15 protein-coding genes and 1 pseudogene are annotated in these 20,782 nt (G+C 71.2%); 8 read left to right on the forward strand and 8 right to left on the reverse strand.

Going from position 1 to position 20,782, the window contains the following annotated elements; genetic code table 11:
• Window positions 1-160 precede the first annotated feature (160 nt).
• Window positions 161-985 (forward strand): carbon-nitrogen family hydrolase, encoded by an 825-nt coding sequence (locus BIV25_RS43595; protein ID WP_071378136.1) that lies wholly within the window; start codon window positions 161-163, stop codon window positions 983-985.
• Window positions 986-1,006: 21 nt separating this feature from the next.
• Here the strand turns inward: BIV25_RS43595 and BIV25_RS43600 are convergent, their stop codons facing one another.
• Both BIV25_RS43600 and BIV25_RS43605 read right to left on the reverse strand, forming a co-directional pair.
• Window positions 1,007-1,501, reverse strand: a complete 495-nt coding sequence (locus BIV25_RS43600) for an LURP-one-related/scramblase family protein (protein ID WP_071378137.1) — start codon at window positions 1,499-1,501, stop codon at window positions 1,007-1,009.
• 31 nt (window positions 1,502-1,532) lie between these two features.
• Window positions 1,533-2,537, reverse strand: a complete 1,005-nt coding sequence (locus BIV25_RS43605) for a GlxA family transcriptional regulator (RefSeq protein ID WP_071378138.1) — start codon at window positions 2,535-2,537, stop codon at window positions 1,533-1,535.
• Between the two features lie 52 nt (window positions 2,538-2,589).
• Between BIV25_RS43605 and BIV25_RS43610 the strand changes: the two genes are divergently transcribed.
• Window positions 2,590-2,985, forward strand: coding sequence for a cupin domain-containing protein (locus tag BIV25_RS43610; protein ID WP_071378139.1), 396 nt, complete (start codon window positions 2,590-2,592; stop codon window positions 2,983-2,985).
• A gap of 34 nt (window positions 2,986-3,019) precedes the next feature.
• The gene (locus BIV25_RS43615; RefSeq protein ID WP_071378140.1) at window positions 3,020-4,864 is read left to right on the forward strand and encodes an NHL domain-containing thioredoxin family protein; all 1,845 of its coding nucleotides are present in this window, start codon (window positions 3,020-3,022) and stop codon (window positions 4,862-4,864) included.
• A 44-nt stretch (window positions 4,865-4,908) separates the two neighbouring features.
• Here the strand turns inward: BIV25_RS43615 and BIV25_RS43620 are convergent, their stop codons facing one another.
• Entirely contained in the window at window positions 4,909-6,207 is a 1,299-nt protein-coding gene (locus BIV25_RS43620; protein ID WP_071378141.1) for a M18 family aminopeptidase, read from the reverse strand.
• 74 nt (window positions 6,208-6,281) lie between these two features.
• Window positions 6,282-8,108, reverse strand: coding sequence for an acyl-CoA dehydrogenase (locus BIV25_RS43625; protein ID WP_071378142.1), 1,827 nt, complete (start codon window positions 8,106-8,108; stop codon window positions 6,282-6,284).
• Window positions 8,109-8,304: 196 nt separating this feature from the next.
• On the opposite strand from BIV25_RS43625, the gene BIV25_RS43630 reads away from it, so the two are divergent.
• From BIV25_RS43630 to BIV25_RS43640, 3 genes are all read left to right on the forward strand, one after another.
• Entirely contained in the window at window positions 8,305-8,790 is a 486-nt protein-coding gene (locus BIV25_RS43630; RefSeq protein ID WP_071378143.1) for an SseB family protein, read from the forward strand.
• Window positions 8,791-8,906: 116 nt separating this feature from the next.
• Window positions 8,907-9,884, forward strand: a complete 978-nt coding sequence (locus BIV25_RS43635) for a pirin family protein (protein WP_071378144.1) — start codon at window positions 8,907-8,909, stop codon at window positions 9,882-9,884.
• Between the two features lie 56 nt (window positions 9,885-9,940).
• Window positions 9,941-11,014 (forward strand): AI-2E family transporter, encoded by a 1,074-nt coding sequence (locus BIV25_RS43640; protein WP_071378145.1) that lies wholly within the window; start codon window positions 9,941-9,943, stop codon window positions 11,012-11,014.
• On the opposite strand, the gene BIV25_RS43645 is transcribed toward BIV25_RS43640, so the two are convergent.
• Entirely contained in the window at window positions 10,957-13,161 is a 2,205-nt protein-coding gene (locus tag BIV25_RS43645; protein ID WP_071378146.1) for a SpoIIE family protein phosphatase, read from the reverse strand. The genes BIV25_RS43640 and BIV25_RS43645 overlap by 58 nt on opposite strands.
• 202 nt (window positions 13,162-13,363) lie before the next feature.
• Between BIV25_RS43645 and aspS the strand changes: the two genes are divergently transcribed.
• The gene (gene aspS, locus BIV25_RS43650) at window positions 13,364-15,127 is read left to right on the forward strand and encodes an aspartate--tRNA ligase (RefSeq protein ID WP_071378147.1); all 1,764 of its coding nucleotides are present in this window, start codon (window positions 13,364-13,366) and stop codon (window positions 15,125-15,127) included.
• A gap of 14 nt (window positions 15,128-15,141) precedes the next feature.
• On the opposite strand, the gene BIV25_RS43655 is transcribed toward aspS, so the two are convergent.
• Window positions 15,142-15,864, reverse strand: a complete 723-nt coding sequence (locus BIV25_RS43655; protein WP_071378148.1) for a nucleotidyl transferase AbiEii/AbiGii toxin family protein — start codon at window positions 15,862-15,864, stop codon at window positions 15,142-15,144.
• Window positions 15,865-15,973: 109 nt separating this feature from the next.
• On the opposite strand from BIV25_RS43655, the pseudogene BIV25_RS48705 reads away from it, so the two are divergent.
• Window positions 15,974-17,062: pseudogene (locus tag BIV25_RS48705) on the forward strand (hypothetical protein); the annotation flags it as partial.
• Between the two features lie 83 nt (window positions 17,063-17,145).
• Here BIV25_RS48705 and metG read toward each other — a convergent pair.
• Together metG and BIV25_RS43665 are read right to left on the reverse strand one after the other, a co-directional pair.
• The gene (gene metG, locus BIV25_RS43660) at window positions 17,146-18,858 is read right to left on the reverse strand and encodes a methionine--tRNA ligase (RefSeq protein WP_071378149.1); all 1,713 of its coding nucleotides are present in this window, start codon (window positions 18,856-18,858) and stop codon (window positions 17,146-17,148) included.
• Between the two features lie 146 nt (window positions 18,859-19,004).
• The gene (locus tag BIV25_RS43665) at window positions 19,005-20,708 is read right to left on the reverse strand and encodes a VWA domain-containing protein (RefSeq protein WP_079177274.1); all 1,704 of its coding nucleotides are present in this window, start codon (window positions 20,706-20,708) and stop codon (window positions 19,005-19,007) included.
• Between the last annotated feature and the right edge of the window lie 74 nt (window positions 20,709-20,782).

The following is a 20,782-nucleotide window of genomic DNA, read 5'->3' on the forward strand; positions in this document are numbered from 1 at the left end:
GGCGGCGGCACGGCGGTGGGTGTCTGGACCTCCCCCGATTCTCGGCTGCGCTCGAATCGGGGGGACCCCCAAGTTACGCTGCAATCAGTCACCTCGGCAGTGCTTTCGTGTGACGATCGTAGGCCTGTGTGGACCTCTCGAATGCCAGGACGGTGGTAGTGTGCGCGCCTCGCTGATCCAGATCGCCGTGAACGAGGACGAATCGGTCGACTCCCGGCGGCAACGGGTGGCCGGGCTGGTCCGGGAGCAGGCCGGTGCCGACCTCGTGGTCCTCCCGGAGCTGTGGACCACAGGCGCCTTCGCCTACGAGGAGTTCGGCAGTGAGGCCGAGCCGCTCGAAGGGCCGACGTACGAAACGATGGCCAAGGCCGCGAGCGACGCGGGCGTGTGGCTGCACGCCGGGTCGATCCCGGAGCGCGCCGCGTCCGGCAGCGGCTCCGCCGCGGGCGACGGGACCCTCTACAACACCTCTCTCGTCTTCTCCCCCTCCGGTGAACTGGCCGCCGCCTACCGCAAGATCCACCGCTTCGGCTTCGACAAGGGCGAGGCCGTGCTGATGGGCGCGGGGCAGGAGCTGGTGACGGTCCGCATGCCCGGGACCACGCTGGGCGTGGCCACCTGCTACGACCTCCGTTTCCCCGAACTCTTCCGCGGACTGGTCGACGCCGGCGCCGAGATCCTCGTCCTCCCGGCGGGGTGGCCCGAGCGGCGGCGCGCGCACTGGACGCTGCTGGCTCAGGCGCGGGCGGTGGAGAACCAGGCGTTCGTGCTCGCCTGTGGAACGGCCGGGACCCATGCGGGAGTTCCCCAGGCCGGTCACTCGATCGTGGTGGACCCGTGGGGCGAGGTGCTCGCCGAGGCGGGACCGGGCGAGGAGGTCCTCACGGTCGACCTCGACCCGGAGAAGGTGGCCGTCACCCGCGAGCAGTTCCCCGCCCTGAAGGACCGCGTCCTCGGCCTGCGCCCGCCCCACGACGCCTCCTAGTCCCCAGTTTCCCCAGTCCCCCTAGTCCTCCTCGCGCTCCTTCTCCGCGAGGTGGATCACGCACACCGTCACGGCGATCAGCAGAGCCGGGTCCGCGTCCTCGCGGACGACGTCGACGCCGTAGGTCTCGCGCAGGTGCAGCCGTCGGCGGGAGATCACCGCGAGGAGTTCGCCGTCGTACTCGACGGCGAACTCGCGGTCCAGGATCTTTCCGCTGACGTCCAGTTCGGTGCCGTCGGCCAGGGCGACCCGGTAGTGGTGGCGCAGCAGGGACAGGCGTTTGCGGCGGATCCTGGCCAGGCCCTCGCCGTCCCGCTCGATCACCATCGTGTCGCGCAGGGCGAACATCTTCTGGTGGATGTCGATCAGCACGTGTCCGTGGGTGTCCTTCAGCTCGAAGGTGTCCCGCAGCCGCATCGCCTTGCCGTCGACGAGGAACACCTTCCGGCCGTGTTCGTCCTCGATCCAATAGTCTTCACCGATGCCGAGGAGCCGGTCGCGTACGAGGAATCTCATGCGGGTACCGTTCCCCGCCGCTTCTTGATCATCACCGTTCCGACGGTCCGAAGCGCCTGCGGTACGCCGATGGGCTGAGCCCTGTCTCACGGCGCAGCCGGGCCCGCAGATTGGCCGCCGTGCCGAGGCCGCTGCGGGCCGCGACGACGTCCAGGCGTTCCTCGCCCCGCTCGATGAGCCGGCAGGCCAGGGCGACCCGCTCCCCGGTCAGCCAGGCCAGCGGGGTCGTGCCGAGCTGCGCGCGGAAGCGGCGGTGCAGCGTGGCCGGGCTGACGGCCGCGCGGGCGGCGAGGTCCGCCACGGTCAGCGGTTCGGCCAGCCGTTCCTGCGACCAGGCCAGCAGCGGGCCGAGCGACTCGTCGGGCACGTCGGGCACCGGGCGCTCCACGAACTGCCGCTGGCCGCCGTCCCGGTGGGCGGCGAAGACGAGGCGCCGGGAGACGGCGTTCGCGAGTTCGGCGCCGTGGTCGCGGCGCCAGACGTGCAGCCCGAGGTCGAGCGCGGCCGCGCTGCCGGCGGCCGTGAGCAGGTCGCCGTCGTCCACGAACAGCACGTCCGGCTCCAGCAGCACCTTGGGATGCAGCTTCCGGAAGGTGTCCGCCCACATCCAGTGCGTGGTGGCGCGCCGGCCGTCGAGCAGTCCCGCCTCGGCGAGGGCGAAGCTGCCGGTGCAGAAGCTGATGACCCGGGCTCCACGCGCGTGCGTGCGGCGGATGGCGTCGAGGACGTCGGCACCGCGCGGTACGACGTTGTCGGGGCGGCCCGGTACGACGAGGGTGTCGGCCCCGTCCACCGCCTCCAGGCCGGACACGCCGGTCAGGGTGAAGAAGCCGTGGTTCATCCGGACCCCGGAGCCGGGCGTGCACAGCGTCACCTCGTACAGCGGTCCCCGGACGCCCAGTTCGGGCCTGGGCAGGCCGAACAGCTCGGTGGCGACGCCGACCTCGAAGGGGTTGGTGCCCGCGTCGACAATGACGGTGACGCGATGGGGCGCACGAGCCCGACGCGGGCGCGCTTGAGAGGATCCTTGCGGCATGTGCAATTCCTAGCACTCGTGCGCGGGACCTGCCCGGCTGCACGATAAACCCATGGAACCCACGCAACCCATCTCCCTGGACAAGGCCTTCGCCTCCTTCGACGCGTGCTGGAGCCCCCGCATCGTCGCCGCCGTCAACGACTACGACGTCCGTATCGCCAAGTTCGAGGGCGAACACGTCTGGCACGTGCACGAGGACACCGACGAGTTCTTCCTGGTCCTGGACGGCGAGGTGCACCTGGGGCTGCGCGAGCCGGCCGGTGCGCGCACGGTCGTTCTGACCAAGGGGTCGGTGTTCACCGTCCCGCGCGGCACCGAGCACCGGCCGTCCGCGCCCCGGCGCGCCGAAGTCCTCCTCTTCGAGCCCACCGGCACCCTCTCGGTCGGTGACCGGCACGAGGAGGTCCCCGACCACGTGGACGCGACCACGGGCCACGCCCTGGCCTGACCCGGTGTCGGAGCCGGGTGGCACCCTTGGATCCATGAGCGACTCCGCACCCCGACGTGCCCGCGTCCGCGCCCCCGAGCTGATCGGCAAGGGCGGCTGGCTCAACACCGGCGAGAGGCAGTACAGCCTCGCCGACCTGCGCGGACGCATCGTCGTCCTGGACTTCTGGACCTTCTGCTGCATCAACTGCCTGCACGTCCTGGACGAGCTGCGCGAGCTGGAGGAGAAGCACAAGGACACGGTGGTGGTCATCGGCGTGCACTCGCCGAAGTTCGTGCACGAGGCGGAGCACGGGGCGGTCGTGGACGCGGTGGAGCGCTACGGCGTGCGGCATCCGGTGCTGGACGACCCGGAGCTGGCCACCTGGAAGCAGTACGCGGTGCGCGCGTGGCCGACGCTCGTCGTCGTCGACCCCGAGGGGTACGTCGTCGCCCAGCACGCCGGTGAGGGGCATGCGCACGCCATCGGGAGACTGGTCGAGGAGCTGGAGGCCGAGCACGAGGCGAAGGGCACCCTGCGCCGTGGCGACGGTCCGTACGTACCGCCGGAGCCGGAGCCGACCACCCTGCGCTTCCCGGGCAAGGCCCTGCTGCTGCCCTCGGGGCATGTGCTGGTCAGCGACACCACCCGGCACCAGCTGGTGGAGCTGGCGGAGGACGCCGAGACCGTCGTACGCCGGATCGGCTCCGGCGTGCGCGGCTTGGCGGACGGCGGTCCGGAGGAGGCCTCGTTCAACGAGCCCCAGGGGCTGGCCCTGCTCGGCGACGGCGTGGTGGTCGTGGCCGACACCGTCAACCACGCCCTGCGCCGCCTCGATCTCGCCACGGGTGCGGTGACCACCCTGGCGGGCACGGGCCGGCAGTGGTGGCAGGGGTCGCCGACCTCGGGTCCGGCCCGTGAGGTGGACCTCTCCTCGCCGTGGGACGTGGCGGTCTTCGGCGGCAGGGTGTGGATCGCGATGGCAGGCGTCCACCAGCTGTGGACGTACGACCCGGCCGACCGGGCCGTGGCCGTCGCGGCGGGCACCACCAACGAGGGGCTGGTGGACGGACCCGGTGCCGAGGCCTGGTTCGCGCAGCCCTCCGGCCTCGCGGCCGGCGCCGAGCGGCTGTGGCTGGCCGACTCCGAGACGAGCGCCCTGCGCTGGGTGGACCTCGACGGACACGTCCACACGGCCGTGGGCACCGGCCTGTTCGACTTCGGGCACCGGGACGGCGCGGCCGAACAGGCCCTGTTCCAGCACCCGCTGGGCGTCACCGCGCTGCCGGACGGCTCGGTCGCGGTCGCCGACACCTACAACCACGCCCTGCGCCGCTACGACCCCGCGACCGGTGAGGTCACGACGCTCGCCACCGATCTGCGCGAGCCGAGCGACGCCGTCCTCGTCGGCGAGGACCTCGTGGTGGTGGAGTCGGCCCGGCACCGGCTGACCCGGCTGCGGCTGCCCGAGGAGGCGGTGCGCGTGGAGTCGGTCGCCCACCGCACCCGGCGCGCGGCGACCGACGTCGCGCCGGGCCGCCTTCAGCTGGACGTGATCTTCCAGGCGCCCGCCGGCCAGAAGCTGGACACGCGCTACGGCCCCTCGACCCGCCTCCTGGTCTCCTCCACCCCGCCCGAGCTCCTCATCGAGGGCGAGGGCACGGGCACCGGCCTGAGCCGGGAGCTGGAGCTGGACCCCACGGTCACCGAGGGGGTGCTGCACGTCTCGGCGATGGCGGCGAGCTGCGACGACGACCCGGATGGGGGCACCTCCCGGTCGGAGACTGGGGGAGAGCACCCCGCCTGCCATGTGCACCAGCAGGACTGGGGTGTTCCGGTGCGGCTCACGGCGGGCGGCGCGGACCGGTTGCCGCTGGTGCTGGCGGGGATGGACGAGTAGGACGGCCGGGGGTGCCGGAGTGGCGCCCTCCCCCGAGTCGCCGGCTAGCCCTCCAGGAACGCCGTCAGCGCGTTCGCCAGGAGGAACGGGTCGTCGGCGCCGCAGAGTTCGCGAGCGCTGTGCATCGACAGGATCGCCGCGCCGATGTCGACCGTGCGGATGCCGTGGCGGGCCGCGGTGATCGGGCCGATCGTGGTGCCGCAGGGCATGGAGTTGTTGGAGACGAAGGTCTGGAAGGGGACGTTCGCCTTCTCGCAGGCCGCGGCGAAGACCGCGCGGCCCGAACCGTCCGTGGCGTAGCGGTTGTTGACGTTGACCTTGAGGATGGGGCCGCCGTTGACCCGGGGGTGGTGGGTCGGGTCGTGGCGCTCGGCGTAGTTGGGGTGGACGGCGTGGCCCGTGTCGGAGGACAGACAGACCGTGCCGGCGAAGGCGCGGGCGCGGTCCTCGTACGAACCGCCGCGGGCGAAGACCGAGCGCTCCAGGACGGACCCGAGCAGGGGGCCGTCCGCGCCGGTGTCGGACTGGGAGCCGTTCTCCTCGTGGTCGAAGGCGGCGAGCACCGGGATGCGGGTGAGGGCGGCGCCGGAGGTGGCGGCGGCCAGGGCTGCCGTGGCCGCGTGCACGGAGAACAGGTTGTCCATGCGAGGTCCGGCGACCAGCTCGCGGTCGCGGCCGAGGTAGGCCGGCGGCTCCACCGGGTGCACCATCAGGTCCCAGCCGGCCACCGAGCCGGCCGCGAGCCCGGCCTCCTGCTCCAGGAAGGAGACGAGGTCGCCCTCGCGCACGTCGTTGCCGAGGCCCCACACCGGCTGGAGGTGGCGCTGCTTGTCGAGCTTGAGGCCCTCCGTGGACACCGAGCGGTCGAGGTGGATCGCCAGCTGGGGGACGCGCAGCAGCGGGCGGTCCACGTTCACCAGCACCGAGGAGCCGTCGCGCAGGGTCAGCCGGCCGGCCAGGCCCAGGTCGCGGTCCAGCCAGGAGTTCATCAGCGGTCCGCCGTAGATCTCGACGGCGACCTGGCGCCAGCCGTGCGCAGCGCTGTCCGGCTGCGGCTTGACGCGCAGGTTCGGGGAGTCGGTGTGCGCGCCGACGATGTGGAACGGGGTGTGCGGCTCGGCGCCCTCGGGGACGTACCAGGCGACGATCGCGCCGCCGCGCAGCACGTACCTGCCGCCGCGCGCGCCGTCCCAGGCGTCCGTCTCCGCGACCTGCCGGAAGCCGGCCTTCTCCAGCCGCGCCGCGGTGGTCGCGACCGCGTGGTACGGCGACGGTCCGGCCGCCAGGAAGGACATCAGGTCGTCGGTGTGGCCGCGGTCGAAGCGGGCAGCGGATGCGCTCATGGGTTCACCTTAACGACGGGCGCGGGCCCGCTCCCCCCGGAAGGGAAGCGGGCCCGCGCGACGGACCTACGGGATCAGAACGCGGCCTCGTCCAGCTCCATCAGGTCCAGCTCGACGCCCGCGGAGACCTTGCGGGCGAGGGTGACGCCGGGCAGGACGTTCGCGGCGAAGAACTTCGCCGCGGCGATCTTGCCGGTGTAGAAGGCCTGGTCCTTCGCCGAGGCGGTGCCCAGCTTCTCGGCGGCGATCGCGGCGCCCTTGAGGAGCAGGTAGCCGATGACGACGTCACCGGAGGCCAGCAGCAGGCGGGTGGTGTTCAGGCCCACCTTGTAGATGTTCTTGGTGTCCTGCTCGGTGGCCGCGAGGTCGGTCAGCATCAGGCCGACGATGGCCTCCAGCTCGACGGCCGCCTTGGCCAGGTGCTCACGGGCGCCCGACAGCTCCTCGCCGCCGGTGCCGAGCGCCAGGAACTTCTTGATGTCCTCGGCGAGGGCGTTCAGCGCGGCGCCCTGGTTGCGGACGATCTTCCGGAAGAAGAAGTCCTGGCCCTGGATCGCCGTGGTGCCCTCGTAGAGGGTGTCGATCTTGGAGTCCCGGATGTACTGCTCGATCGGGTACTCCTGGAGGAAGCCGGAGCCGCCGAAGGTCTGGAGCGACTGGGCGAGCTGCTCGTAGGCCTTCTCGGAGCCGTAGCCCTTGACGATCGGCAGGAGCAGGTCGTTCAGCGCGTGCTCGGCGGCGGCGTCCTCGCCGTTCGCCTCCTTGACCTGGATCGCGTCCTGGACGGAGGCGGTGTAGAGCACGAGGGCGCGCATGCCCTCGGCGTACGCCTTCTGCGTCATCAGCGAGCGGCGCACGTCGGGGTGGTGGGTGATGGTGACCTTGGGCGCGGACTTGTCCATGAACTGCGCCAGGTCGGGGCCCTGGACGCGCTCCTTGGCGTACTCCAGCGCGTTCAGGTAGCCCGTGGAGAGCGTGGAGATCGCCTTCGTGCCGACCATCATGCGGGCGAACTCGATGATGCGGAACATCTGGCGGATGCCCTCGTGCTTGTCACCGATGAGCCAGCCCTTGGCGGGGTGCCGGTCGCCGAAGGTCATCTCGCAGGTGTTGGAGGCCTTCAGGCCCATCTTGTGCTCGACGTTGGTGGCGTAGACGCCGTTGCGCTCGCCCAGCTCGCCGGTCTCGAAGTCGAACTCGTACTTCGGCACGAGGAAGAGGGACAGGCCCTTGGTGCCGGGGCCGGCGCCCTCGGGGCGGGCGAGGACGTAGTGGAGGATGTTCTCCGACATGTCGTGCTCACCGGAGGTGATGAAGCGCTTCACGCCCTCGATGTGCCAGGAGCCGTCCTCCTGCTGGACCGCCTTGGTGCGGCCGGCGCCCACGTCGGAGCCCGCGTCGGGCTCGGTGAGCACCATCGTGGAGCCCCACTGCTTCTCCACGGCGATCGAGGCGATGTGCTTCTGGACCTCGTTGCCCTCCTCGAAGAGGATGCCGGCGAACGCGGGGCCCGAGGAGTACATCCACACGGCCGGGTTGGCGCCCAGGATCAGCTCGGCGTAGGCCCAGATCAGGGAGCGCGGCGAGGTGGTGCCGCCGATCTCCTCGGGCAGGCCGAGGCGCCAGTACTCGGAGTCCATGAAGGCCTGGTAGCTCTTCTTGAAGGACGCGGGGACCGGCGCGGTGTTGGTCTCCGGGTCGAAGACCGGCGGGTTGCGGTCGGCGTCGGCGAAGGACTCGGCCAGCTCGTTCTCGGAGAGGCGGGTCAGCTCCTCCAGGACGCTCTTGGCGGTCTCGACGTCCATCTCCTCGAACGGGCCGGTGCCGTACACCTTGTCGCGCCCCAGTACTTCGAAGAGGTTGAACTCGATGTCGCGGAGATTCGGCTTGTAGTGCCCCATGGTGACGGCTCCGTAGAGGGATCGGCGAGGCACTGACTCCTCGCACCTAGTTCACGAACCAACAAGTAGCTACGATGATGCTACCCGTCGGTAATAAGACGCAACCCCTATCGGCCCGAGTGTGAGAAGGGTCTAGTCCGCAGGGGTTCTGCCGCTCTGCCCCTGCGCCGCCCCGGGCCTCGGTACGCTTGCGCCCATGTACGGATACGGCCAGCCTATGGACGGTGGTGCTGCTCAGCAGCAGTACGGCTCGGCGCAGCAGCAGATGCAGGGCGGAGTCGGCGGGTACGGCCAGCAGCCGCCGCTGTACCCGGAGCCGTCCCCGCCCTCCCTCGCGGACGCGGTGCGCGCCTTCACCACCGGGCAGATGGCCGCCGAGGACTTCCAGCAGATCTTCGCCACGTCGAAGGTGTACTGCCCGCGCGGTGACACCCCCGGCTTCCTCGCCCTGCACAACACCCAGCAGCCGGTGATCCCGATGTTCACCTCGCTGAAGGAGCTGCGCCGGTACGCGGGCAAGGAGTCCAAGTACTTCGTGATCACCGGCGCCGAGGTGATCGACCTGCTGCCGACCGGCTACGGCTTCGTCCTGGACATGGAGGGGGAGCACCGCATGGTGTTCGACGCGAAGGCCGTCGAGCAGATGGTGGACTTCGCGATGCGCCGCATGTACGGCGGCTGAGCCGCACACCGTCTCGATCCAGGGAGCCCGGAGGGAATGTCCTCCGGGCTCTTCGCGTTGGGGGTGGTGAAAAGTTCAACGCTCAACTAAAGTGGGCGCACAAGGAGGTACCGACCATGCCTGCAGTGACCGTCGAGAACCCGTTGACGCTGCCCCGTGTGACCGCACCCGCCGACGCCGTGGCGCGTCCGGTGCTGGCCGTCACCACCGCTCCGGGCGGGTTCGAGGGCGAGGGCTTCCCGGTGCGCCGGGCGTTCGCCGGGATCAACTACCGCCACCTCGACCCGTTCATCATGATGGATCAGATGGGTGAGGTGGAGTACGCGCCGGGCGAGCCCAAGGGCACCCCCTGGCACCCGCACCGCGGCTTCGAGACCGTCACCTACATCATCGACGGGATCTTCGACCACCAGGACTCCAACGGTGGCGGCGGCACCATCACCAACGGCGACACCCAGTGGATGACGGCCGGCTCGGGCCTGCTGCACATCGAGGCCCCGCCGGAGTCCCTCGTGGTGTCCGGCGGTCTCTTCCACGGGCTCCAGCTGTGGGTGAACCTGCCCGCCAGGGACAAGATGATGGCGCCGCGGTACCAGGACATCCGCGGCGGCCAGGTCCAGCTGCTCACCTCCCCCGACGGCGGCGCGCTGCTGCGGGTCATCGCGGGCGAGCTGGACGGCCACCAGGGTCCCGGGATCACGCACACGCCGATCACGATGATCCACGCGACGCTGGCGCCGGGCGCGGAGATCACCCTGCCCTGGCGCGAGGACTTCAACGGCCTGGCGTACGTCCTGGCGGGGCGCGGCGCGGTCGGGGCCGAGCGGCGTCCGATCCACCTGGGGCAGACCGCGGTGTTCGGCGCCGGGTCCGCGCTGACCGTCCGCGCGGACGAGAAGCAGGACGGCCACACCCCGGACCTGGAGGTCGTCCTCCTCGGCGGACAGCCGATCCGTGAGCCCATGGCGCACTACGGCCCGTTCGTGATGAACACCCGGGAGGAGCTGCAGCAGGCTTTCGAGGACTTCCAGAAGGGCCGGCTGGGCACGATCCCGGCGGTGCACGGCATGACCGCCGAGGGCCCGCAGGGCTGACCCGGTCGGTCCAAGGAAACAGGGCACACGTCCGGCGGAGATGATCCGCTGGACGCGTGCATCTGCTCCCCGACCCCGTCCGGCGCCTCGCCGCCTGGTGCGCCGTGCTGCTGCTCGTCGCGGGGGTGGCCTGGGTCGGGGTGCGGCTGTGCGGGGAGTTCCGAACGGCCGTCACGCCGGTGCTGCTCGCGCTGCTCGGGACCGCGCTGCTCGGGCCGTTGTACCGCCAACTCGTCGCGGCGCGGGTGCAGCCGTCCGTGGCGGCCGCGCTGACCTGCGTCGCCGTCCTGGCCGTCGTCGGCGGGGCCGTCTACATCGTCGTCGCCGCGCTCATCGACACCGGGGACCAGATCATCTCCTCGCTGCGGAACGCGGCCAAGAGCGTGTCCCAGCACTTCGGGGCCGCCGGGACCGGGCTGGACGACCTGGCCGCCAACTCCCGCAAGCTGCTGAGCAAGTTCGGCGGGACGGCCGCCTCCAACGTGATCAGCGGGGTCAGCGTCGCCGCCGAGAGCGTCGCCATGGCGGTCCTCGCCCTGCTGCTCGTCTTCTTCTTCCTGCGCGACTCCCACCGGGCCGTCGAGGGCCTGCGCGCCATCGCGCCCCAGGGCACCGCCGACACCCTGGAGGCCATCGCCCGGCGGGCCTTCGAAGCGGTGGAGGGGTTCATGCGCGGTACGACGCTCATCGCGCTCATCGACGCCGTCTGCATCACGGTCGGCCTGCTGATCCTCCGGGTGCCCGGCGCGATCGGGCTCGGCGCGCTCGTCTTCGTCGGCGCCTACATCCCCTATCTCGGCGCCTTCCTCTCCGGCGCGGTGGCCGTCCTGGTCGCCCTCGCCGACCGCGGCTTCGTCATCGCGCTGTGGGCGCTCGGTGTCGTCCTCGCCGTGCAGGTGCTGGAGGGGCATGTGCTGCAGCCGGTCATCCAGAGCCGGACCGTGCAGATGCATCCTGCGGTGGTGATGCTCGCGATCACCGCCGGGGCGTCCGTCGCCGGCATCCTCGGCATGCTGCTCGCCGTACCGCTGACCGCGGCCGCCTTCGGGGTGACGCAGGAGCTGCGCGGCCGCTACGCGGCACCCGCGCCGGTCTCCCCGGCCCCGTCGGACCCGCCCCCGGACTCGTAGAGCGCGAACCAGATGCTCTTGCCCTCGCCCCGGGGGTCCACGCCCCAGGAGTCGGCGAGGAGTTCGACCAGCATCAGGCCGCGCCCGGAGGAGGCCAGCTCGCCGGGACGGCGCCGGTGGGGCAGGTCGGCACCCGTGTCGGTGACCTGCGCCCGGAGCCGGCGGGCCCCCGGTTCGCCGGTCACCTCGGCCAGCAGCAGCGCGTCGGTGTCGGTGTGGACGAGGACGTTGGTGACCATCTCCGAGACGAGCAGCACCGCCGAGTCGACCTGGTCCGGCGAGGCCCAGTCGTGCAGCAGCTCGCGCAGGTGCTGGCGGGCCTCGGTGATCCGGTCCGGCTCGTCCTGCGCCACCGACAGCAGGGTGCGCCGGACCGCGGGCCGGGCGGTGCGCTCCGGCGTCCGGCACAGCAGCACCAGCGCGATGTCGTCCTCGCGGCGGTCGGCCAGCGGGCCGGTGGTGTGGTGCGAGGACGGCCCGTGCACGCCCTGCACCAGCGCGTCCGCCAGCGACTCCAGAGCGGCCGCGCCCTGCCGGCCGTCCGCCGGGTGGTCCTCCAGGATCGTGCGCAGCCGCAGCCAGCCGCTGTCGATGTCGTGCCCGCCCGTTTCGAGCAGGCCGTCGGTGCACAGCATCATCGTCTCGCCGGGTTCGAGGGCGAAGCGGGTCGTCGGGTAGTCGGCGTCCGGGTCGATGCCGAGCGGCAGTCCGCCCGCCGTCGGCCGCATCATCACCGTGCCGTCGGCCATCCGGATCGCCGGGTGCGGATGCCCGGCGCGGGCGATCTCCAGCATCCCGGTCGCCGGGTCCACCTCGATGTAGACGCAGGTCGCGAAGCGCAGGTCGGCCGACTGGTCGGCGTGCTCGGCACGGGTGTGGCGGCCGTCGCGGCTGTCGTGGCCGTGCCGGCCGTCGTGGGCGATGCCGTGCAGGAAGCGGGAGACACGGGAGAGCACGGCGTCCGGGCGGTGGCCCTCGGAGGCGTAGGCGCGCAGGGCGATGCGCAGCTGGCCCATCAGGCCCGCCGCCCGTACGTCATGGCCCTGGACGTCCCCGACGACCAGCGCGAAACGGCCCGAGGGCAGCGGGATCATGTCGTACCAGTCGCCGCCGACCTGGAGTCCGCCGCCGGTCGGGATGTACCGGGCGGCCACCCGCATGCCCGGGATCTCCGGGCCGAGCGAGGGCAGCATGGAGCGCTGCAGGCCCTCCGTCAGCTCGCGCTCGGACTCGACGGCACTGGCCCGGGACAGCGCCTGGGCGAGCATCCGGGCGACCGTGGCGAGCACCGCGCGCTCGTCGGGCGTGAACGCCACCGGGCAGGTGAAGGCGGCCAGCCAGGCGCCCATCGTGTGCCCGGCGACCGTGAGCGGCAGGAAGGCCCAGGACTTGCGGCCGAAGGGCTGGGCGAGCGGCCAGGTGACGGGGTAGCGCTCCTTGTACTCCTGCGGCGAGGAGAGATAGACCGCCCGGCCGGTGCGGGCGACCTCGGCCGCCGGGTAGGCGGTGGACAGCGGCATGTCCGAGAACGGGTTCATGTCGCCGGGCTCGTGCCCGTGCTGGCCGGTGATCGTCAGCCGGTCGCCCTGGACCCCGAAGACCACCAGCCCGTCCGGGGAGAAGCCGGGCATCGACAGACCGCCGGCCACCCGCAGCACCTCCTCGGTCGAGCGTGCCTCCGCCAGCGCCCGGCCCGCGTCCAGCAGGAACGCCTCCCGCGAGCGCCGCCAGTCCCCGGTGACCGCGCTGCGCCCGGCCGGTGTGCCCGGGGCCGGCTCGGTGACCTCCTGGAGGGTGCCGATCAGCTCGAAGGTCTGCCGGTCGCGGTCGTACGACGGCTTCGACCGGCTGCGGACGACCCGCAGGACGTTCCCCCGCTCGTCCATGATCCGGATGCGTACCTCGGCGAGCGTGCCCTCGGCGACCGCCAGCGGCACCACCCCGGTGATCTCGTTCCAGTCGGCCGGGTGCAGCCGGGCCCGGGCCTGGACCTCCGTGAGGGTGGCCGACTCCGCGGGCAGCCCGAGCAGCCGCGCCGCCTCCGCGTCGACGGTGACCAGTCCTGCAGCCGTGTCCCAGTGCCACAGCCCGGTCGCGAGGGCGGCGAGGACGTCCCCGACGGACGGAAGCGGCTCGCTTGTGCGCATTGCCCCACTTTAGGAAGATCCGAGCGAAGGGTGCCACCGTAGGAACGAGAGGAACCTGCCCGCCCTCGTATACGGAGGATCCTCCAGTGGAGGACGCGAAAAGGGTGGAGAGCCGATCTTGGGGTGCCCGGTACCCTTGGTTCAGTTCGGGGCGGCACCCCCGGCGATCATCAACTCAATCCGCGAAGGACGATGAACGACGATGCATCGGTACAGGTCCCACACCTGCGGCCAGCTCCGCGCCTCTGACGTCGACACCGACGTCCGGCTGAGTGGCTGGCTGCACAATCGGCGCGACCTGGGCGGCATCCTCTTCATCGATCTGCGCGACCACTACGGCATCACCCAGCTGGTCGCCCGCCCCGGCACGCCCGCGTACGAGGCCCTGGACACCATCTCCAAGGAGTCCACGGTCCGTGTCGACGGCCGCGTTGTTTCACGTGGAACCGAGAACATCAACCCCGAACTGCCCACCGGCGAGATCGAGGTCGAGGTCGCCGAGGTCGAGCTGCTCGGCGCGGCCGCCCCGCTGCCCTTCACGATCAACGCCGAGGACGGGGTCAACGAGGAGCGGCGTCTGGAGTACCGCTTCCTGGACCTGCGCCGCGAGCGCATGCACCGCAACATCATGCTGCGTACGGCGGTCATCTCCGCGATCCGCCACAAGATGACCGCGCTCGGCTTCAACGAGATGGCGACGCCGATCCTGTCCGCGACCTCCCCCGAGGGCGCCCGCGACTTCGTCGTCCCCTCCCGTCTGAACCCCGGCAAGTTCTACGCCCTGCCGCAGGCCCCGCAGCAGTTCAAGCAGCTGCTGATGATCTCCGGTTTCGACCGCTACTTCCAGATCGCGCCCTGCTTCCGCGACGAGGACGCCCGCGCCGACCGCTCGCCGGGCGAGTTCTACCAGCTCGACGTCGAGATGAGCTTCGTCGAGCAGGAGGACGTCTTCCAGCCGATCGAGCAGCTGATGACCGAGCTGTTCGAGGAGTTCGGCGGCGGCCGCCACGTCACCTCCCCCTTCCCGCGGATCCCGTTCCGCGAGGCGATGCTGAAGTACGGCTCCGACAAGCCGGACCTGCGCGCCAAGCTGGAACTGGTGGACATCACCGACGTCTTCGAGGGCTCGGAGTTCAAGGCGTTCGCCGGCAAGCACGTGCGCGCCCTGCCGGTGCCGGACGTCTCCGCCCAGCCGCGCAAGTTCTTCGACCAGCTCGGCGACTTCGCCGTCTCCCTCGGCGCCAAGGGCCTGGCCTGGGTCCGCGTCGGCGAGGACGGCGCGCTGTCCGGCCCGATCGCGAAGTTCCTCACCGAGGAGAACGTCGCCGAGCTGACCAAGCGCCTCTCGCTTGCCCCCGGCCACGCGATCTTCTTCGGCGCGGGCGAGTTCGACGAGGTCTCCAAGATCATGGGCGCCGTCCGCGTCGAGGCCGCCAAGCGCGCCGGCCACTTCGAGGAGAACGTCTTCCGGTTCTGCTGGATCGTCGACTTCCCGATGTACGAGAAGGACGAGGACACCGGCGCGATCGACTTCTCGCACAACCCCTTCTCGATGCCGCAGGGCGGCCTGGAGGCGCTGGAGACCCAGGACCCGCTGGACATCCTGGGCTGGCAGTACGACATCGTCTGCAACGGCGTCGAGCTCTCCTCCGGCGCGATCCGGAACCACGAGCCGGAGATCATGCTGAAGGCCTTCGAGATCGCGGGCTACGACCGCGAGACCGTCGAGGAGAAGTTCGCGGGCATGCTCCGCGCGTTCCGCTTCGGCGCCCCGCCGCACGGCGGCATCGCCCCCGGCGTGGACCGCATCGTCATGCTCCTCGCGGACGAGCCCAACATCCGCGAGACGATCTCCTTCCCGCTCAACGGCAACGCCCAGGACCTGATGATGGGCGCGCCGACCGAGCTGGAGGAGGCCCGGCTGCGCGAGCTGCACCTGAACATCAGGAAGCCGCAGCCGAAGTAGTACGGCCTTGTTCGTCAGTCGTCCCCCGCATCGGGGCCGGACTCCGAGTCCGGCTCGATGTCGGGGGACGCGCCGTCTTCCAGCAGCCGTTCGTCGATGTCGTCGGACCACTGCTGGGCCCATGCGCGTACCGCGGTGACCTGCTCCTCGGCCAGGCCGTACCGGAGGAAGTCCACGTCGGAGTAGAAGTCCGTGCCGGTCAGCCGGGACTGAAGCGTGGGCAGATCGAACGGGTCGTGGGCGTGCCGGCGGCCCAGCTCCTCCAGCTCGGACAGCGAGAACCGGGCCGCGGCGGCCCGCGCGTCGATCAGATCGACGGCCGCGCCCCGGTCGTAGAGCGCGCGGATCTTCGTACCGACCGCGTCCGCCAGGGAGAGCGCGGGGCCGTACTCGGTGAGCTCCGGCGGCTGCCAGAAAGCCTCCTTGTGCAGCGCGAGCGCGCACTCGTCGCCGCTCTCGGGGTCGGTGACCGCCAGCTGGGCGGTGAGCACGCCGACGCTCCCGGTCCGCACCCGGCGGCCCCGTGCCTCCAGCGCGGCGGCCACGGCACCGGTGACCGACCGCAGATCCCCGGCGCTCTCCGTGGCGAAGTCGAGGTTCGCGTGCGGCCGGTGCAGCAGGCCGTGCGCCTGGAGGGCGTAGCCGCCGGCGAGGACGAGCCCGTACGGGCCGCCCGCGGTGACGACGTCGGCGAGCAGCCGGTGGTGGGGTTCGGGGAGGTGGACGTGGTGGTTCACGACATCGGACTCTGCCAGAGATGTTTCCGCGATGGACGGCAACTCAGCGCGGCGCGGCGGCAACTGAGGGGGCGCAAGGCAAGTCCGGCAACCTCGCAAGGACTCCCCCGTGGCAGCTCCCTGCCACCGCCGGTCCCTCCGTAAGCGGCGCACGCTCGCCGTGTCCGCCGCCGTGGTGGCCGCAGGCGTCGGCGCCGGGGTGCTCGTGATGAACGCGAACGCAGACCCCGTCGACCTGTACCACCAGACGCTCCCCGCCAGGGACGGCTGGGCCGCCTCCGGCACCGGGACCACCGGCGGCGCGAAGGCCGACTCCGCGCACACCTTCACCGTCGCCCCCCGAGCTCAGCTGGTGAAGGCGCTGGGCTCGGCCTCCGACACCACGCCCCGCATCATCAGGACCAAGGGCACGATCGACGCCGGCACCGACGACAGCGGCAAGAAGCTCACCTGCGCGAACTACGCGGCGGGCACGGGCTACTCGCTGTCCGCGTACCTGAAGGCGTACGACCCCGCCACCCACGGCCGCTCCAAGCCGCCCTCCGGCACCCAGGAGAAGGCGCGGGCCGCGGCCCAGCAGAAACAGGCCAGGCAGGCCGAGTTCAAGGTGCCGGCCAACACCACCATCGTGGGCGTGCCCGGCACGAAGGCCGGCATCACCGGCGGCAACCTCCAGGTGAAGAGCGTCGACAACGTCATCATCCGGAACCTGGCCTTCTCCGCCACCGAGGACTGCTTCCCGCAGTGGGACCCGACGGACGGCGATCGGGGCAACTGGAACTCGCAGTACGACGCGGTGACCCTGCGCGGCGCGACCCACGTCTGGGCGGACCACAACACGTTCACCGACGCACCGGACCTCGACCGGAACGACGCGACGACCGTCGACGGCTACGCGCCCCTGTACAGCATCAACTCCCGGGCCAGGGCCCAGGTCGTGGCGGAGAACAACTTCTGGAAGGTGCCAGGCGGCGGCACGGTGGCCAAGCTGCTCAGCGGCGACGGCACCGGTTCGATCGCGGGCAGCGGCAACCTCGTCAACGGCACGGCCACCGACCTGGTCGCCGTGTACAACGCCGCGAACTCGAAGAAGATCAGGACGACCGTGAACTGGACACCGACCCTGACGGCGGGCCTGGAGTCCTCCGCGAAGAACCTGCCGGCCGAGCTGGCGACGACGACGGGCGCCGGCGTCCTGAAGCAGGCCGTCCGCAGCCGTGCAGGCGAGAGGGCGCCGAGTGCGGGGACTCGGCGCCCTCTTCGTCGTGGGCTACGGCCCGGTCAGCCCTCGTCGCCGCCGAAGCGCTCCTTGTACGCCGCCAGGTCCTCCTCGGTCAGCTTGGCGAACAGGACCGGCGGGACGGTGAAGGCGGTGCCGGCGGGGACGAAGGACAGGGACTTCGCCTCCGCCGCCGTGACCCAGGCTGCGGTGTCGTCGGTCAGGGCGAAGGCCTCGCGCATCGCCTTGGCCGTGGCCGGGATCAGCGGCTCGGAGACCACCGCGTACAGGTGGATCAGGTTCATCGCCGTACGCAGCGTCAGGGCGGCCGCGTCCTTGTCGGTCTTGATCTCCAGCCAGGGGGCTTTCTCCTCCAGGTAGGAGTTGCCGGCTGACCACAGGGCGCGCAGGGCGGCGGCCGCCTTGCGGAACTGGAGGGTCTCCATGTGGCCCTCGTACTCGGCGAGGAGCTCGGCGATCTGCTCGCCGAGCCTCGTCTCGGCCTCGCCGGGCGTGCCGCCCTCCGGCACCGCGTCGCCGAAGCGCTTCCTGGAGAAGGACAGGACGCGGTTGACGAAGTTGCCGAGGGTGTCGGCGAGGTCCTTGTTGACCGTGGCGGTGAAGTGCTCCCAGGTGAAGGACGAGTCGTCCGACTCGGGGGCGTTGGCGATCAGGAAGTAGCGCCAGTAGTCGGCGGGCAGGATCTCCAGGGCCTGGTCCGTGAAGACACCGCGCTTCTGGCTCGTGGAGAACTTGCCGCCGTAGTACGTCAGCCAGTTGAAGGCCTTGACGTAGTCGACCATCTTCCAGGGCTCGCGGATGCCGAGCTCCGTGGCCGGGAACATCACCGTGTGGAAGGGGACGTTGTCCTTGGCCATGAACTCGGTGTACCGGACGTCCTCCGCCTCGTACCACCACGACTTCCAGTCGCGGTTCTCCGGGTTCTGGTCCGCCCACTCCTTCGTCGCGCCGATGTACTCGATCGGGGCGTCGAACCAGACGTAGAAGACCTTGCCCTCGGCGGCCAGCTCCGGCCAGGTGTCGGCCGGGACCGGGACGCCCCAGTCCAGGTCGCGGGTGATCGCGCGGTCGTGCAGGCCCTCGGTCAGCCACTTGTGGGCGATCGAGGAGGCCAGTTGCGGCCAGTCCTTGTCGTGCTTGGCGACCCACTCGCGGACCTCGTTCTCCAGCTTGGACTGGAGGAGGAAGAGGTGCTTGGTCTCACGGACCTCCAGGTCCGTCGAGCCCGAGATCGCCGAGCGCGGGTTGATCAGGTCGGTCGGGTCCAGCACCCGGGTGCAGTTCTCGCACTGGTCGCCGCGGGCCTTGTCGTAACCGCAGTGGGGGCAGGTGCCCTCGACGTAGCGGTCGGGCAGGAAGCGGCCGTCGGCGGGGCTGTACACCTGCCGGATCGCACGCTCCTCGATGAAGCCGTTCTCGTTCAGCTTGCGGGCGAAGTGCTGCGTGATCTCGCGGTTCTGCTGCGAGGAGCTGCGGCCGAAGTAGTCGAAGGCGAGCGCGAAGCCGTCGTAGACCGCCTTCTGGGCGTCGTGCGCCTGGGCGCAGAAGACGTCCACCGGCAGGCCCTGCTCCTTGGCGGCCAGCTCGGCGGGGGTGCCGTGCTCGTCCGTCGCGCAGATGTAGAGGACGTCGTGGCCGCGCTGGCGGAGGTACCGGGAGTACACGTCCGCCGGGAGCATGGACCCCACCATGTTGCCCAGGTGCTTGATCCCGTTGATGTAGGGAAGGGCGCTGGTGATGAGGTGTCGAGCCATCGTGGCTGCTCCCAGGTCGCTGCTTTTTCTGCGGTTTCGAACCTTGAAATCGTAGCCGACAGGGGTGGGCCGCCCGCTTCCCGTTTTGCAGGCTGGGACCTGGAGGGAAGGGGGCGGCCCGGTGGAGGCGGGGTGACTACTGTCGGTTACGGCTTCCAGTCGATCAGTACGCCGTCGTACAGCTCGGTGTCCGTCAGCTCGCGGGGGGTCGGGCCCGCGTGGAAGAAGGACGTGTTGGGGGTCTTCAGCTTGCGGAGGTAGTCGAAGGCCTTGTTGTCGTGGTCGCCGAAGGCGACGAAGGAGAAGAAGACGGCGGGGTGGGAGCCGGCGGCCGCGGTGAGGGCCTGGGTGGCGGGGGTCTTGGCGTCGGGGGCGCCGTCGGTCTGGAAGACGACGAGGGCGGGCGTGCCGTTGCTGTCTTCGTGCTGGTCGTAGTGGGCGAGTACGGCTTCCACGGCGGCGTGGTAGCTGGTACGGCCCATACGGCCGAGGCCGGCGTGGACGTCGTCGATCTTCGTCTCGTGGTCCGGGGTGAGGGCGAGGTCGGTGGTGCCGTCGACCTCCGTGGAGAAGAAGACGACGTGGACCGAGGTCTCCTCGGGCTCCAGATGGGCGGCGAGGGCGAGGGCCTGGTCGGCGAGGGCCTGGGCGGAGCCGTCCTTGTAGTACGCGCGCATGCTCGCGGAGCGGTCGAGCACGAGGTAGAGCTTCGCTCGGGTGCCGGTGAGGCCGGCGGTGCCGAGGGCGGCCGCGGCGGCTTTGTGGGCGGTGGCGAGGGAAGGGGGAAGGGGGGTGGGGGCGGTGGCCGGGGCCTCGGCTTCGCCTTCGGCGCCGGTGCTCCCAGCCGCGCCACCCGTACCACTCTCGTTTTCGACCGGGCTGGGCTCGGTGGCGGGCGCGGGAGCGTTGTCCGCGGGGGCGGCGTCGGCATCGAGGTCCGCTGCCGGGGCCTCCGGCGCGACGAGGGCGGGCGTCGGCTCGGGTTCCGGGGCAGGGGTGATTGCCTCCGGCATGACGGGGGCCGGCGTCGGCTCGGGTTCCGCTTCCGGGTCCGAGGCGACTGCCTCCGGCGTGGCCGGTTCCGATTCCGGTGCCGGGCGGGGTTCGGCGGCGGCTTCCGGCTCCGGCTCCGTCTCCGGTTCGGTGGTTTCCTGCGCGACCTGCTCAACGGCCGACCGGGGCTCGACCGCCGTGTCGGTGGTGGTCGTGGACCCGGCCGTCTCCTGCGGCTTCTCGTTCCGGGGCTCCGCCTCTGCCTCGGCCGGCTTCTGGGCCTCCGGCTCGGTGCTGGTCTCGATGTCAGCCACGACCACCGAGTCGGCCTCGGCTTCGGTACCAGGCTCGGCCACCGAGTCGGCGTCGGCCTCGGCCCCGGCCGTCATCTCGGGTTCGGCGCCAGCCTCGCTCGTTGCCACGGCCTCGACCGGTGCGTCGGCGTTGGCCTCGACCGTCGCCTTGGCCTCCGGCTCGGTGCCGGCCTCGATGTCAGCCACGACCACCGAGTCGGCCTCCGGGTCGCCCCCGCCCTCAGCTGTGGCCTCGTCCTCAGCCTGAGCTGTCGCCTCGTTCTTGGCCGTGGCGTCGCTCTCGCCTTCAGCCGTCGCTTCGGCCCCGCCCTCAGCGGTTGCCTTGCCCTCGGTGGTCGCCTTGGGCTCGGCGTCGATCTCGGCCGTTGCCTTGGCTTCTCCCTCAGCCGTGGCCTTGTCCCCAGCCTCAGCCGTGGCTTCGTCCTCAGCCTGAGCTGTCGTCTCGTTCTTGGCCGTGGCGTCGCTCTCGCCTTCAGCCGTCGCTTCGGCCCCGCCCTCAGCGGTTGCCTTGCCCTCGGTGGTCGCCTTGGGCTCGGCGTCGATCTCGGCCGTTGCCTTGGCTTCTCCCTCAGCCGTGGCCTCGTCCCCAGCCTCAGCCGTGGCTTCGTCCTCAGCCT

It is taken from the genome of Streptomyces sp. MUSC 14 (assembly GCF_001866675.1).
GTDB lineage: Bacteria > Actinomycetota > Actinomycetes > Streptomycetales > Streptomycetaceae > Streptomyces.

Bases quoted from the DNA above. Each gene is read 5' to 3' on its own strand.
- BIV25_RS43645 (WP_071378146.1), bottom strand. From the start codon at position 13,161: ATGCGCACAAGCGAGCCGCTTCCGTCCGTCGGGGACGTCCTCGCCGCC.
- BIV25_RS43630 (WP_071378143.1), top strand. From the start codon at position 8,305: ATGTACGGATACGGCCAGCCTATGGACGGTGGTGCTGCTCAGCAGCAG.
- BIV25_RS43615 (WP_071378140.1), top strand. From the start codon at position 3,020: ATGAGCGACTCCGCACCCCGACGTGCCCGCGTCCGCGCCCCCGAGCTG.
- BIV25_RS43635 (WP_071378144.1), top strand. From the start codon at position 8,907: ATGCCTGCAGTGACCGTCGAGAACCCGTTGACGCTGCCCCGTGTGACC.
- BIV25_RS43600 (WP_071378137.1), bottom strand. From the start codon at position 1,501: ATGAGATTCCTCGTACGCGACCGGCTCCTCGGCATCGGTGAAGACTAT.
- aspS (WP_071378147.1), top strand. From the start codon at position 13,364: ATGCATCGGTACAGGTCCCACACCTGCGGCCAGCTCCGCGCCTCTGAC.
- BIV25_RS43625 (WP_071378142.1), bottom strand. From the start codon at position 8,108: ATGGGGCACTACAAGCCGAATCTCCGCGACATCGAGTTCAACCTCTTC.
- BIV25_RS43610 (WP_071378139.1), top strand. From the start codon at position 2,590: ATGGAACCCACGCAACCCATCTCCCTGGACAAGGCCTTCGCCTCCTTC.
- BIV25_RS43620 (WP_071378141.1), bottom strand. From the start codon at position 6,207: ATGAGCGCATCCGCTGCCCGCTTCGACCGCGGCCACACCGACGACCTG.
- BIV25_RS43605 (WP_071378138.1), bottom strand. From the start codon at position 2,537: ATGCCGCAAGGATCCTCTCAAGCGCGCCCGCGTCGGGCTCGTGCGCCC.
- metG (WP_071378149.1), bottom strand. From the start codon at position 18,858: ATGGCTCGACACCTCATCACCAGCGCCCTTCCCTACATCAACGGGATC.